The sequence below is a fragment of the Streptomyces sp. NPDC046909 genome, from assembly GCF_040644695.1.
Classification (GTDB): Bacteria; Actinomycetota; Actinomycetes; order Streptomycetales; family Streptomycetaceae; genus Streptomyces.
The window spans coordinates 241,076-254,765 of record NZ_JBEYXC010000011.1 but is presented as its reverse complement, the minus strand read 5'-3'; the positions used below and the strand labels follow the sequence as shown (position 1 = coordinate 254,765).

General features: G+C 70.4%; 12 protein-coding genes. 5 read left to right on the top strand and 7 right to left on the bottom strand.

Translation table 11 applies throughout. From position 1 onward, the window contains the following. Window positions 1-22 precede the first annotated feature (22 nt). From ABZ928_RS33405 to ABZ928_RS33395, 3 genes are all read right to left on the bottom strand, one after another. Window positions 23-835: a thioredoxin domain-containing protein gene (locus tag ABZ928_RS33405; RefSeq protein WP_361527202.1), complete on the bottom strand. Its 813-nt coding sequence runs from the start codon at window positions 833-835 to the stop codon at window positions 23-25. Window positions 836-918: 83 nt separating this feature from the next. Next, on the bottom strand, window positions 919-1,611 hold the full coding sequence (locus tag ABZ928_RS33400) for a hypothetical protein (protein WP_361527200.1): 693 nt from the start codon (window positions 1,609-1,611) through the stop codon (window positions 919-921). A gap of 92 nt (window positions 1,612-1,703) precedes the next feature. Continuing rightward, window positions 1,704-3,029, bottom strand: coding sequence for a DUF2252 domain-containing protein (locus tag ABZ928_RS33395; RefSeq protein ID WP_361527198.1), 1,326 nt, complete (start codon window positions 3,027-3,029; stop codon window positions 1,704-1,706). A 203-nt stretch (window positions 3,030-3,232) separates the two neighbouring features. Between ABZ928_RS33395 and dnaE the strand changes: the two genes are divergently transcribed. After that, on the top strand, window positions 3,233-6,772 hold the full coding sequence (gene dnaE / locus ABZ928_RS33390) for a DNA polymerase III subunit alpha (RefSeq protein WP_361527196.1): 3,540 nt from the start codon (window positions 3,233-3,235) through the stop codon (window positions 6,770-6,772). 98 nt (window positions 6,773-6,870) lie between these two features. Here the strand turns inward: dnaE and ABZ928_RS33385 are convergent, their stop codons facing one another. After that, entirely contained in the window at window positions 6,871-7,035 is a 165-nt protein-coding gene (locus ABZ928_RS33385; RefSeq protein ID WP_361527194.1) for a hypothetical protein, read from the bottom strand. A 224-nt stretch (window positions 7,036-7,259) separates the two neighbouring features. Between ABZ928_RS33385 and ABZ928_RS33380 the strand changes: the two genes are divergently transcribed. The 4 genes from ABZ928_RS33380 to ABZ928_RS33365 all read left to right on the top strand — a co-directional run bounded on the left by ABZ928_RS33380 (window position 7,260) and on the right by ABZ928_RS33365 (window position 11,162). Beyond that, on the top strand, window positions 7,260-8,474 hold the full coding sequence (locus ABZ928_RS33380) for an NYN domain-containing protein (RefSeq protein ID WP_361527192.1): 1,215 nt from the start codon (window positions 7,260-7,262) through the stop codon (window positions 8,472-8,474). A gap of 106 nt (window positions 8,475-8,580) precedes the next feature. Beyond that, on the top strand, window positions 8,581-9,555 hold the full coding sequence (locus ABZ928_RS33375; protein WP_361527401.1) for an ABC transporter ATP-binding protein: 975 nt from the start codon (window positions 8,581-8,583) through the stop codon (window positions 9,553-9,555). Window positions 9,556-9,631: 76 nt separating this feature from the next. After that, a complete protein-coding gene (locus ABZ928_RS33370) occupies window positions 9,632-10,453 on the top strand; it encodes an ABC transporter permease (RefSeq protein WP_361527190.1) in 822 nt (273 codons plus the stop codon). Between the two features lie 34 nt (window positions 10,454-10,487). Then, window positions 10,488-11,162: an AAA family ATPase gene (locus ABZ928_RS33365; protein WP_361527188.1), complete on the top strand. Its 675-nt coding sequence runs from the start codon at window positions 10,488-10,490 to the stop codon at window positions 11,160-11,162. Window positions 11,163-11,366: 204 nt separating this feature from the next. Here the strand turns inward: ABZ928_RS33365 and ybaK are convergent, their stop codons facing one another. The 3 genes from ybaK to ABZ928_RS33350 are packed head-to-tail and all read right to left on the bottom strand — an operon-like array spanning window position 11,367 to window position 13,667. Further along, window positions 11,367-11,867 carry a Cys-tRNA(Pro) deacylase gene (gene ybaK / locus ABZ928_RS33360; RefSeq protein WP_361527186.1) on the bottom strand — a complete coding sequence of 167 codons (501 nt, stop codon included), beginning with the start codon at window positions 11,865-11,867 and terminating at the stop codon, window positions 11,367-11,369. Between the two features lie 13 nt (window positions 11,868-11,880). After that, a complete protein-coding gene (locus ABZ928_RS33355; RefSeq protein WP_361527184.1) occupies window positions 11,881-12,621 on the bottom strand; it encodes an LON peptidase substrate-binding domain-containing protein in 741 nt (246 codons plus the stop codon). A gap of 11 nt (window positions 12,622-12,632) precedes the next feature. Beyond that, a complete protein-coding gene (locus tag ABZ928_RS33350) occupies window positions 12,633-13,667 on the bottom strand; it encodes a hypothetical protein (RefSeq protein ID WP_361527182.1) in 1,035 nt (344 codons plus the stop codon). Window positions 13,668-13,690 lie beyond the last annotated feature (23 nt).

The following is a 13,690-nucleotide window of genomic DNA, read 5'->3' as shown; positions in this document are numbered from 1 at the left end:
AGCCGGTTGATTCAGGCCGGGGTCAGGCCTTCAGCGCCGCCTCGATCGCCGTGTTGAACTCGGCCACCGTCATCGGCGCGTTCTGGCCGTCGGAGCCGGTCAGCGCCTTGCCGTCCATCTTCAGGGTCGGGGTGCCGGTCACGCCGCTGTCGTCGAACTTCGCCGACATCTCCAGCGCCCACTTGTCGTAGGTGCCGTTCTTCACGGCGTTCTGGAAGGTCTTGTTGCCCTTCAGGGCGTCGACCGTGTCCGCGATCTTGATGAGGTAGGAGTCGTCCTTGAACTTGTCGTCGGACTCCTCGGGGTGCCACTTCGCCGAGTACATCGCGGTCTTGTACTCGAGGAAGGCCTCGGGGCTGACGTTGAGCGCCGCGCCGAGCGCGCTGAGCGCGTTCTTCGAGCCCTCGCCGCCCAGGCCCTTGTCGAGGAAGCTGGCACCGACGTACTCGATCTTGAACTTGCCGGCCTCGACGTCCTTGTCGACGGTCGAGCCGACGGTCTGCTCGAACTGGGCGCAGATCGGGCAGCGCGGGTCCTCGTACATCACGAGGGTCTTCTTGGCGGTGCTCTTGCCGATGGTGACGGTCGTGCCGTTCGTGCCCGTGGTGTTGGCCGGCTTGACGAGCTTGTCGTCCTTCGCCGACTCCCAGTAACTGGGCTTGTTGCCCTGGACGACCGCGTAGCTGATGCCGCCGGCTATCGCGAGGACGCCGACCATCGAACAGGCGACGATGACCTGCCGCTTGATCTTGGACCGCTTGGCCTGGCGCTCGCGCTCCTGGCGCAGCCGCTCACGGGCCGCCGTCTTCGAGGCCTGGCTGTTCCGCTTGCTCATGGGTGTTCTCCGGGAAAAGGGGACGCGCACACGTCGTGTGCGGGATACGTATGGGGGACTGGTGGTGCTCAGGTGCTGTTCGGTCAGGCGAAAGCGACCGAGCACGGCGGTCCACGCCGTCCCAGGGAGTGCACGAGGATCCGGTCGCGCGCGATGGTCGTACGGCGACCGGGGTGCCGAGGGGCGCGGGCCGCCGGGGTCCGGCACACCGCCACCGCGGCGACCGCCAGCAGGAGCGGCCGGAACGCGGTCGCCGCCCCCGCCCGCAGCAGCTGGGCCAGCGCGCGCTCACCGCGGCGCAGCCAGGCGGCGGCGAGGATACCGACGCCGATGTGCGCGCCGAGCAGCAGCCAGGCCGTCGTCGGGTCGGTGTGGGCGAGGGCGCCCGCGAGGCGGTCGGTGTCGGTGCCGGTGACACGGGCCAGCGGGCTGCCGAAGGTGGTGCCGTCCCCGCAGAACACGTCCCAGCCGACCGAGCGCAGCGGGCCGGCGACAGGGCCGCCCGCGGCGCCGTAACAGACGTGCTGTCCGGTGGTGAAGACGGTGTCGGCGGCCAGTTCCAGGGGGACCAGCAGGGCGGCGATCCGCCCGAAGCTCCGCTCGCGGCCGGCGAGGGCGTACGCGAGGACGAACACGGTGGCCGCGATCAGCGCCACCGTGTTCAGCGGAAGCGGAACCCGGGACAGCAGCACGTGCGACGCGGTGCTGAGCGTCACGACGACTGCCGTGAACAGCGCCGCGCGGAGCGCTCGTAGCTGGGTCCCGGATATGTCCATAGCGCAGAGAGTGTGTCACGAGGGCCTGTAAGGGACCCCTAAAAGGTTCCTGTGAGCGGCCCTATCGTTATCGATCCCACAGCGGGGCCGGTCTACAGGCCCGGAATGCGGCCGTTGCGGAACAGGTCCACGAAGATCTGGTGGTCGGTACGCGCGCGTGCGCCGTAGTCGTGGGCGAAGGAGACCAGGAGCTCCCCGAAGCCGTCCTCGTCGGCCGCGATGGCCGCGTCGATGGCCCGCTCGGTCGAGAAGGGCACCAGGGACTCGCCGGACTGGTCGTCCGCCGCCGCGTGCATGGTGGCCGTGGCCCGGCCGAGGTCGGCGACGACGGCCGCGATCTCCTCGGTGTCGTCGATGTCACCCCAGTCCAGGTCGACGGCGTACGGCGAGACCTCGGCGACCAGCTGGCCCGCGCCGTCCAGCTCGGTCCAGCCCAGCCACGGGTCGGCGTGCTGCTGGAGGGCGCGCTGGGAGAGGACCGTGCGGTGGCCCTCGTGCTGGAAGTAGTCGCGGATCGCCGGGTCGGTGATGTGCCGGGAGACGGCCGGGGTCTGGGCCTGCTTGATGTAGATCACGACGTCGTTCTCCAACGCGTCGCTGTGGCCCTCCAGGAGGATGTTGTACGACGGCAGCCCGGCCGAGCCGATGCCGATGCCCCGGCGGCCCACCACGTCCTTCACCCGGTACGAGTCCGGGCGGGCCAGCGAGGTCTCCGGGAGGGTCTCCAGGTAGCCGTCGAAGGCCGCGAGCACCTTGTAGCGCGTGGCCGCGTCCAGCTCGATGGAGCCGCCGCCGGGCGCGAAGCGGCGCTCGAAGTCACGGATCTCGGTCATGGAGTCGAGCAGGCCGAAGCGGGTCAGCGCGCGGGCGTCGCGCAGCGCGTCCAGGAGCGGGCCCTCGGCGGTGTCCAGGGTGAAGGGCGGCACCTCGTCGCTCTTGGCGCCGGTGGCCAGGGCGTGGATGCGCTCGCGGTAGGCGGCCGCGTAGACCTTCACCAGCTCGGTGATCTGCTCGTCGCTGAGCGCCTTCGCGTACCCGATGAGCGCGATGGAGGCGGAGAAGCGCTTGAGGTCCCAGGTGAAGGGGCCGACGTACGCCTCGTCGAAGTCGTTGACGTTGAAGATCAGCCGGCCGGTGGCGTCCATGTACGTGCCGAAGTTCTCGGCGTGCAGGTCGCCGTGGATCCACACGCGCGAGGTGCGCTCGTCCAGGTACGGGCCGCCCCGCTTCTCCGCGTCGAGGTCGTGGTAGAAGAGCGCGGCCGTGCCCCGGTAGAACGCGAACGCGGAGGCCGCCATCTTGCGGAACTTCACGCGGAACGCGGCCGGGTCGGCGGCCAGGAGCTCGCCGAAGGCGGTGTCGAAGACGGCGAGGATCTCCTCGCCGCGAGGCTCGTCGCTGAGCTGCGGTACCGACATCGCTGGGTGCCTCCTGGTGCATGTGTACGACAGCGTTTCTGTCGTCTCAACGGGCGGGGCCGGACAAAAGTGCCCGCGAAAACCCTCGCTGTGAAGGTACGCGGGGCAGCCCCCGGAGTGTCAGTGGTCAGGCATAGACTTCGACGCTGTCCCCCGAACTGTCCGTCCGCCTGTCGCCGAGCGTTTTCCATGGAGGCCACGCCGTGTCAAAGCCGCCGTTCACGCACCTGCACGTCCACACCCAGTACTCCCTGCTGGACGGTGCCGCGCGGCTCAAGGACATGTTCAACGCGTGCAACGAGATGGGCATGACCCATATCGCCATGTCCGACCACGGCAACCTGCACGGGGCGTACGACTTCTTCCACACCGCGAAGAAGGCCGGGGTCACCCCGATCATCGGCATCGAGGCCTACGTCGCCCCCGAGTCCCGGCGCAACAAGCGCAAGATCCAGTGGGGCCAGCCGCACCAGAAGCGGGACGACGTCTCCGGTTCCGGTGGTTACACCCACAAGACGATCTGGGCGGCGAACAAGACGGGCCTGCACAACCTCTTCAAGCTCTCCTCGGACGCCTACGCCGAGGGCTGGCTCCAGAAGTGGCCCCGGATGGACAAGGAGACCATCTCCCAGTGGTCCGAGGGCCTCATCGCCTCCACCGGCTGCCCCTCCGGCGAACTCCAGACCCGGCTGCGCCTCGGCCAGTACGACGAGGCCCTGAAGTCGGCGGCCGAGTACCAGGACATCTTCGGCAAGGACCGCTACTTCCTGGAGCTGATGGACCACGGCATCGAGATCGAGCGCCGGGTCCGCGACGGCCTCCTCGACATCGGCAAGAAGCTCGGCATCCCACCGCTGGTCACGAACGACTCGCACTACACGTACGCGCACGAGGCGACCGCCCACGACGCCCTGCTCTGCATCCAGACCGGCAAGAACCTCTCCGACCCGGACCGCTTCAAGTTCGACGGCACCGGCTACTACCTGAAGTCCACGGACGAGATGTACGCCGTCGACTCCTCGGACGCCTGGCAGGAGGGCTGCCGCAACACCCTCCTGGTCGCCGAGCAGATCGACACCACCGGCATGTTCGAGGCCAAGAACCTCATGCCGAAGTTCGACATCCCCGAGGGCTACACCGAGGTCACCTGGTTCAAGGAGGAAGTGCGCCGCGGCATGGAGCGCCGCTTCCCGGGCGGCATCCCCGAGGACCGCCAGAAGCAGGCGGACTACGAGATGGACGTCATCATCCAGATGGGGTTCCCGGGCTACTTCCTCGTCGTCGCCGACTTCATCATGTGGGCCAAGAAGAACGGCATCGCGGTCGGCCCCGGCCGAGGCTCCGCGGCCGGTTCGATCGTCGCCTACGCCATGGGCATCACCGACCTCGACCCGATCCCGCACGGCCTGATCTTCGAGCGGTTCCTCAACCCCGAGCGCGTCTCCATGCCCGATGTCGACATCGACTTCGACGAGCGCCGGCGCGTCGAGGTGATCCGGTACGTGACGGAGAAGTACGGCGCCGACAAGGTCGCCATGATCGGCACCTACGGCAAGATCAAGGCCAAGAACGCGATCAAGGACTCCGCGCGCGTGCTGGGCTACCCGTACGCCATGGGCGACCGCCTCACCAAGGCGATGCCCGCCGACGTCCTCGGCAAGGGCATCGACCTCGACGGCATCACCAACCCCTCGCACCCGCGCTACAACGAGGCCGGCGAGATCCGCGGGATGTACGAGAACGAACCGGACGTGAAGAAGGTCATCGACACCGCCAAGGGCGTCGAGGGCCTGGTCCGGCAGATGGGTGTGCACGCGGCCGGCGTGATCATGTCCAGCGAGCCCATCGTCGACCACGCCCCGATCTGGGTCCGGCACACCGACGGCGTCACCATCACGCAGTGGGACTACCCGCAGTGCGAGTCGCTCGGCCTGCTGAAGATGGACTTCCTCGGCCTGCGCAACCTGACGATCATGGACGACGCCGTCAAGATGGTGAAGTCCAACAAGGGCATCGACCTCGACCTGCTGGCCCTGCCGCTGGACGACCCGAAGACCTTCGAACTCCTCCAGCGCGGTGAGACCCTCGGCGTCTTCCAGTTCGACGGCGGACCCATGCGCTCCCTGCTGCGCCTGATGAAGCCCGACAACTTCGAAGACATCTCCGCCGTCTCCGCGCTGTACCGTCCGGGCCCGATGGGCATGGACTCGCACACCAACTACGCGCTGCGCAAGAACAAGCTTCAGGAGATCACCCCGATCCACAAGGAGCTGGAGGAGCCCCTCGAAGAGGTCCTCGCGGTCACCTACGGCCTGATCGTCTACCAGGAGCAGGTGCAGAAGGCCGCCCAGATCATCGCCGGGTACTCGCTCGGCGAGGCCGACATCCTCCGCCGCGTGATGGGCAAGAAGAAGCCTGAGGAACTGGCGAAGAACTTCACCATCTTCCAGGCCGGCGCCCGCAAGAACGGCTACAGCGACGAGGCCATCCAGGCCCTGTGGGACGTCCTGGTCCCCTTCGCCGGCTACGCCTTCAACAAGGCGCACTCGGCCGCGTACGGACTGGTCTCGTACTGGACCGCCTACCTCAAGGCGAACCACCCGGCCGAGTACATGGCCGGACTGCTCACCTCGGTCAAGGACGACAAGGACAAGTCCGCGATCTACCTCAACGAGTGCCGGCGCATGGGCATCAAGGTGCTCCCGCCGAACGTCAACGAGTCGGTGCACAACTTCGCCGCCCAGGGCGACGACGTGATCCTCTTCGGCCTCGAAGCGGTGCGCAACGTCGGTACCAACGTGGTCGAGTCGATCATCAGAAGCCGCAAGGCCAAGGGGAAGTACGCCTCCTTCCCCGACTACCTCGACAAGGTCGAGGCGGTCGCCTGCAACAAGCGCACCACGGAGTCGCTGATCAAGGCGGGCGCCTTCGACACCATGGGGCACACCCGCAAGGGCCTCACCGCGCACTTCGAGCCGATGATCGACAACGTCGTGCAGGTCAAGCGCAAGGAGGCCGAGGGCCAGTTCGACCTCTTCGGCGGGATGGGCGAGGAGGAGACCAGCGAGCCCGGCTTCGGACTCGACGTCGAGTTCACCACCGACGAGTGGGACAAGGCCTATCTCCTCGCCCAGGAGCGGGAGATGCTCGGCCTGTACGTCTCCGACCACCCGCTCTTCGGTCTGGAGCACGTGCTGTCCGACAAGGCCGACGCGGGCATCGCCCAGCTCACCGGAGGTGAGCACACGGACGGCGCGGTCGTGACCATCGGCGGCATCATCTCCGGGCTTCAGCGCAAGATGACCAAGCAGGGCAACGCCTGGGCGATCGCGACCGTCGAGGATCTCGCCGGTTCCATCGAGTGCATGTTCTTCCCGGCGACCTACCAGCTCGTCTCGACCCAACTCGTCGAGGACGCCGTGGTGTTCGTCAAGGGCCGCCTCGACAAGCGCGAGGACGTGCCGCGGCTGGTCGCGATGGAACTCCAGGTCCCCGACCTGTCGAACGCGGGCACCAACGCGCCCGTGATCCTCACCATCCCGGCAACGAGGGTCACCCCGCCGATGATCAGCCGCCTCGGCGAGATCCTCACCCACCACAAGGGCGAGAGCGAGGTCCGGATCAAGCTCCAGGGCCCGACCAAGACCACGGTCCTGCGCCTCGACCGGCACCGGGTGAAGCCGGACCCCGCGCTCTTCGGCGACTTGAAGGTGCTGCTCGGCCCGTCCTGCCTCGCGGGTTAGCCGTACGTGAAGGGGGCGCACCCGCCATCACGGGTGCGCCCCCTTCGTGTGCCTGGGTCTCAGCGACCCATGGGTCTCAACAACCCTTTATGCAGATGTCAGTTGTGGCCGAAGCGCTTCTGCTTGCCCTTGCGGGCAACGTCACCCGGAGTCACCTGGGTCATGCGCTGCTCGGCCTGCGCCTCCATCGAGGACTGCTGGGCCTGCTGCTGACCACGCTCGGACTGCGGCTGCTTGCGGTCACGGTTCTTGTTCTTGGCCATGGTGATCTGCCTCCTGAGGGGGATCTAGGGGCCAGGGCCGGGACCAGATTCACATAGGCTGACAAAGACCGCATTTCGGATAATTACCGTCTGTGACAGGGCTTGTCGCCCCGCGATGCCCCGAAACGCCACGCCGAAGATCGAGTTCGGGCCGTTAACCTTCGCGTGGTCGGGCAGACTCGAAGGAAGCCCGAAGTAAACCGCCTCGGAAGAGGGTGAGTCGCGTGGACCGCTGCATCGTCCTGGTGGACGCCGGGTATCTGCTGGGGGCCGCCGCCAGTCTCCTCGCCGGGGAACCCTCCCGGTCCCGCATCACCGTCGACCATGCCGCCCTCATCCAGGGCCTGCGAGAACGCGCCGAGTCCGACACGGAACGGCCGCTGCTGCGCATCTACTGGTTCGACGGCGCCCCCGACCGCGTCCCGCAGCCCGAGCACCGCCGGCTGCGCGTGATGCCCCGCGTCACCGTCCGGCTCGGCGCTCTGACCCGCAGCGACGGCCGCTGGGCCCAGAAGGGCGTGGACGCCGCCATGCACGCCGAGCTCACCGAGCTGGCCCGCAACCGCGCCTGCTCGGACGTGGTCCTGGTGACCGGCGACGGCGATCTCCTGCCGGGCATGATGGCCGCCAAGGAGCACGGCGTCGCCGTACACCTGTGGGCCGTGCAGGCCGCCGACGGGGACTACAACCAGTCCGAGGACCTGGTCGCCGAGGCCGACGAGCGGCGCGTCCTGGACCGTACGTGGATCACCAAGGCCGTACGCGCCAAGGAGCTCGGCGGGATCTGCGCGCCGCCGCCCGCGCCGCGGCCCGAGATCGCCGCGATCCTGTCCGCGCCGCTGCCGGACTCCGCGCTCTCGGCGCCGCCCGAGCGGCCCGTCGAGGAGGGCGAGCACACCACCGCCGGTCACTCGGAGAACGGCACGCAGGAACGCGTGCCCGCGCCCAAGGGCGTGCCCACCCCCAAGGACCTCGCCGCGCTGCGCGCCCCCGGCGTCCAGCCGCAGCAGCCCGCGAACGCGACCCTGCGCTGGTCCTCCGACAAGGGCTGGGTCGACCGCCCCGGCGGCGCCGCCGAGCCGCCCGAGGTCGCCTCGATGCCCACGCTCGCCCAGCTGACCACCGCCGAGCAGCGCTGGGCGGACCGCGAGGAGGACATCACCACGGTCGGCGGCGACCCGTACGAGGTCGGGCAGGTCTTCGCGCGGCGGTGGATGGAGCGGCTCGGCGACCAGAGCCATCTCCAGAAGCTCTCGGGGATGTACCCGCGGATCCCGCACCGCATCGACGGCGAGCTGCTCAGGTACGCGGCACGGTTCGGTCTCCTCGCGCACAAGGACGACCAGATCGACGAGCACGACCGCTACGCCATCCGTGCCGGGTTCTGGCGCGAGATCGACGTACGGACGGCCGCGGAGCACGCGCCCGCGGGGGAGTGAAACGGCACATACGCCGCCCCAAGGGCGAGCGGCGCGCCCCGACCCCGTACTCTCGTCCCTTGTGAGTACGCGCGCGGCACAGGCACTTCGGCACGGTGACGATGTCGTGTGCGCGGTGCGCGGACTGACCAAGACCTATCCCGCGACACGGGGTCGGCGGGGTGCTCCGGGGACCCCCGAGGTGCGGGCCACCGACGACGTGCGGATGGACATCCGGCGCGGTGAGATCTTCGGGCTGCTCGGGCCGAACGGGGCCGGCAAGTCCACCCTCGTGCGGCAGCTGACCGGGCTGATGCGGCCCGACCGCGGGTCCGTGGAGATCCTCGGGCACGACATCGTGCGGCACCCGGAGCGGGCCGCGCGGATCCTCGCCTATCTCGGGCAGGAGTCCAGCGCCCTCGACGAACTGACCGTCTCCCTCGCCGCCGAGACCACCGGGCGGCTGCGCGGCCTCGACGCGCGGGCGGCGCGGGGCGAGAAGGACGCCGTGCTCGACGAGCTCGGGCTCACCCCGCTCGCCGGGCGGCCGCTGAGGAAGCTGTCCGGCGGGCAGCGGCGGCTGGCGTGTCTGGCCGCCGCGCTGGTCGGGGAGCGGCCGCTGCTGGTCCTCGACGAGCCGACCACCGCGATGGACCCGGTCGCGCGGCGGGCCGTGTGGTCCGCCGTCGACCGGCGGCGGGCCGAGCGCGGGACGACGGTGCTGCTCGTCACCCACAACGTCATCGAGGCCGAGACCGTGCTCGACCGGGTCGCCGTCCTCGACCAGGGGCGCGTGATCGCCTGCGACACCCCCGCCGGGCTCAAGGAACGGGTCGCCGGGGAGGTCCGCGTCGACCTCGTGTGGCGCGAGGCCGCTCCGCTGCACGTGCCCGAGGTGGCCGCGCTCCAGGACCGGGCCGTCGCCTCCGGGCGGCGCTGGACGCTGCGGCTGGTGCCCGAGGAGGCGCGGGCGGTGGTGGCCACGGTGACCGGCGGGGCCGCGTTCGCCGCCCTCGACGACTTCACGCTCGCCACGCCCAGCCTGGAGGACGTGTATCTCGCGCTGGGCGGGGCGGCGCAGCAGGGGTTGGTGAAGGCTTGAGCGCGCGGACCGCCGTATCCGTACGGAACAGGGTGAATGCCGGAGTGGACCCGACTGTGAGAGGGAGCAGCGCCACGTGAGTGTCGTACCCGCCGAGGTTCTGCCCGGCAGCGCCCTGGGCGTCGAGGAGACGCGCCGGGAGGCGGCCGAGCTCGGGCCGCGCGCGCGGCTGTGGCCGTCGCTCGTGGCCGTGTACCGGGCGCAGCTGTCCCGGGCGCGGGTCGCGCGGATCCCGCTGCTGTTCGTGGCGACCTTCCAGTCGGTCGGGATCATGATCCTGATGCGGGGGGTCGTGGACGGCGGGGCCGAGGCGCAGGCCGTGGTCGCGGGGTCCTCGGTGCTGGTCGTGGCGTTCGTCGCGCTGAACCTGCTCGCGCAGTACTTCGGCCAGTTGCGGGCGAGCGGCGGCCTTGACCACTACGCGACGCTGCCCGTGCCGCCGGCCGCGGTCGTGCTCGGGGCGGCGGGGGCGTACGCCTCCTTCACCGTGCCGGGGACCGTGGTGACCGCGGTGTTCGGATGTGTGCTGTTCGGGCTGCCGCTCGCGCATCTGTGGGTGCTCATCGCGGTGATCCCGCTCGCGGGAGCCGCGCTGGCGGGGCTCGGGGCGGCCTTCGGGCTGCTCGCGCCGCGGCCGGAACTGGCCACCGTGCTCGGGCAGTTGGGCATGTCCGCGGCGCTGCTGCTCGGCGTGCTGCCCGCCGACCGGATGCCGGAGGCGGTGCGGTTCCTGCGGGATCTGCTGCCTTCGACGTACGGTGTGGAGGCGTTCGCGCGGACGTTCGGGCCGCATCCGGACTGGGCGTTCGTCCTCGGTGACCTGGCCGTGTGCGGGGCGGTGGGCGTGGTGTCGCTCGCCGTCGCCACGTGGGCCTACCGTCGAGCGGCCGTCCGGTGACGCGCCGCACAGGCGGGCCTGGCACGATGTCAGGGTGACCGCACCGCTGACTCCGCCTCCGCCGCCGAGCGAACCGTCCCCGCACCAGGCCGCCTGGCAGGTGCCGCCGCCCTATGGGGCCGGTGGGTTCGGGAGCGCGTACGAACAGGACGGCCCCGGTATGAAGACCGAACTGCGGGAGGCCGCCGTGATCGCGGTCGCGGTGGCGCTCGGCGGGGCGCTGCTCGGGGTGCTGTGGTGGTGGCTGGCCCCGCATGTGCCGCTGGTCGGGGACGTCGTCGACAAGCAGTGGGTCGTCTACCTCGGCGACAGCGAGGGGGAGCAGGCGGTAGGCGTCGACGGAACGTTCACTCTGCTCGGGCTGGCGTTCGGGTTCGTGAGCGCGCTCGTCGTCTTCCTGGTGCGGCGGCGGGGCGGGGTCCCGCTGGTCGTCGCGCTGGGCGTGGGCGGGTTCCTCGGGTCGCTGCTGGCGTGGCGGGTCGGGATCTGGCTCGGGCCCGCGACGGATGTGATCGCCCACGCCAAGTCCGTGGGCAAGGGGGTCACCTTCTCGGCGCCGCTGAAGCTCGGGGCGAAGGGGGCGTGGCTGGCGTGGCCACTGGCGGCGCTGCTGGTGCATCTGGGGCTGACGGGGCTGTTCGGGCCGCGGGATCCTGATCCGTATCCGCAGCAGGGGCCGTACGGGCCGCACGGGTCGCCGCTGACGTAGGGCAAGGGCAGCAGTCTTGGGCGGTGGTCTGGGGGCGCGGTGGCCTGGGGGCTACGGCCCCCAGACCCGTCCCGCCCGGAGGAACTCGCTATGCCGGGCGCCTGCCGTGGTTCGAGCGGCCCTTCTTGATGCGCCACTTCCGCTTGCGCGTTTTCTTCGACATGTCCCTCGTACTTAACCGAGGAACCTCATCGCGTCGAGAGGTCACGCACGGCCGATGGGGGCGATCACCGCTTCCGTGAGCTTGGCCAGGTTCTCCGGGGAGAGTTCGAGCTCCAGGCCCCTGCGGCCCGCTGAGACGCAGATCGTGGCGTGGGCGGATGCCGAGGCGTCCAGGACGGTCCGGAGCCTCTTGCGCTGGCCCAGAGGGGAGATGCCGCCCCGTACGTAGCCGGTGGTGCGTTCCGCCAGGGTGGGGTCCGCCATGGCCGCCTTCTTGCCGCCCACCGCCGTGGCCAGGGCCTTCAGGTCCAGCTGGCCCGCCACCGGGACCACCGCGACCGTCAGGGCGCCGTCCACGTCCGCGACCAGGGTCTTGAAGACGCGGTCGGGGGAGACGCCCATCGCCTCCGCGGCCTCCTCGCCGTAGGAGGGGTGGGCGGGGTCGTGGTCGTAGGCGTGGACGGTGAACTCCACGCCCGCCGCCGTCAGGGCCACGGTCGCGGGCGTGCCGCCCGACTGCTGCTTCTTCGGCTTCTTCGCCACGAAGGCTCCCCGCTCAGTTCAGACTCGTCGGGCCGCGCGTCAGGTCCGACGCGGGCAACGACGGCAGGCTACGGATGATGGAGGTCTCCGAGCGAAGGAGTTTCAGCTCGTCGCGGAGGCGGGACGCGGCGTCCGGGGACTGGAGGAGGCGCTGTTTGGTGGGGGTGTCCAGCATCATCGCGGCGGCCACCAGATAGGAGACCACCGAGGGTTCGTCGGGGAGTTCCGAGCCGGTGGTCAGCGAGCGTTCACGGGCTCCCGCCAGGCGCTTCTGGTACTGGCGGAAGGCGCGCAGGACCCCCTCCGCGAGGGCGCCCGCCTCGTCGCCCGGCTCCTCCGGCAGCTCCTCCAGCTCCGCCGTCAGGAACGGGCCCGACGCGTCGACCGACAGCAGCCGGACCCGTGTCGTACCGGTCGCCAGGACCTCGAACGTGCCGTCCGCCCGCTCCCTGATCGTCGCCGCGTCCGCGACACAGCCCGTGGTGTGGAACGCCTTGACCGGGTCGGGGCCGAAGCCCGCCGCGGGGCCGCGCTCGGGCACGGCCGTCGGGTCGGGCATGCCGGGGGCCGTCGAGGCGACCTCCAGGCCGTCGCGGATCGCCACGACGGCGAAGCGGCGCGGTTCGTCCTCGGGGGTCTTCAGCAGATCGCGCATCATGGCGCGATAGCGCTCCTCGAAGACGTTCAACGGCAGCACCAACCCCGGGAACAGCACCGAGTTCAGGGGGAAGAGCGGGAGACGGACGGTGGTCACGGCGCAAAAGCCTAATGGTCGCCGAGGTGTGCGCGTCCGCCGTGCCCACCTGGTGGATGTCCGGACGTCGAGCGGAGGCGGATCTCCTCGCGCAGTTCCAGGAAGCTGCCCAGCGGATCCTCCGAGAGCTGCTCCCAGGGGAACGACGTCGCGTACGGGCCGATGAGCCGCATCTGCTCCAGGGCGTCATGCCAGCGGTTGAGGCGGGAGAGGACGTACGCCAGCTTGTTCCGCAGCTCCGCGGGCCACGGGTCGGCCGCCGGGAAACGCGCCGAGAGCGCGATCGCGCGGTCCGCCGCCGCGGACAGGCGTTCCAGCGGTACGTCGGGGCCGCAGCCGTCGGTCAGATAGGCGAAGGCCGCCCTCGTCGGCAGTGCCTGGACGAGGGAGTCCGCGGGGGCGTCCTGGGCCGCCGTCTCCGCGAAGTCGAAGCACTCGTGGTGGGAGCCGTGCCAGCTGTCGGCGAGGTAGCGCAGGGCGGCGGCATGGCAGCCGTAGTGGTGCGGGGCGCGGCGGATCGCCGCCTCCCACAGCTCCTCGAAGTACTTGTGGCCCGCGTTCGAGCCGTGCGCGTGGTCCAGGGCGAGACGCCACGGCACCGGGTCCCGGTCGTCGCCGCGCGCGGCGGCCGTGATCAGCGGGTTCAGCTCGCGCAGCAGCTCCGCCCGGGCCGGTGACTCCCAGGCCCGCGCCACCGCCCGCTGAGCGGCCACCAGCAGCATGTCCGGGTCGTGCGGGGCGGCCGCACGCCAGTCCTCGAACCACTCGGGGCGGGCGGCGGCGAAGGACGCCAGGCGTACGACGTAACGGTCGCGGTATTCCCAGGCGGCACTGGCGCGGGTCGCGGCCAGCAGGGTGGACGCGGCCTGCCAGGTGCCCTGTCCGGCGGCCACGAGCGCGGGGGCCAGACGGTCGTCCGGCGCGTCGAGGAGCACCTCGTCGTCGGCCGGGAGCGCGACGGCGGGATGCTGGACGAGGGGCCGGGTCGCCCGGGGCGTACGCGACGACCGGACGAACGGAGGCAGGAGAGCCATGGTGTCGACCATTGAAAAGCCGCAGATCGAGGAAG

Excerpts from the sequence above, each read along its gene's own strand:
- ABZ928_RS33405 (WP_361527202.1), bottom strand. The coding sequence starts at position 835 with ATGAGCAAGCGGAACAGCCAGGCCTCGAAGACGGCGGCCCGTGAGCGG.
- ABZ928_RS33400 (WP_361527200.1), bottom strand. The coding sequence starts at position 1,611 with ATGGACATATCCGGGACCCAGCTACGAGCGCTCCGCGCGGCGCTGTTC.
- ABZ928_RS33395 (WP_361527198.1), bottom strand. The coding sequence starts at position 3,029 with ATGTCGGTACCGCAGCTCAGCGACGAGCCTCGCGGCGAGGAGATCCTC.
- ABZ928_RS33385 (WP_361527194.1), bottom strand. The coding sequence starts at position 7,035 with ATGGCCAAGAACAAGAACCGTGACCGCAAGCAGCCGCAGTCCGAGCGT.
- ABZ928_RS33350 (WP_361527182.1), bottom strand. The coding sequence starts at position 13,667 with ATGGTCGACACCATGGCTCTCCTGCCTCCGTTCGTCCGGTCGTCGCGT.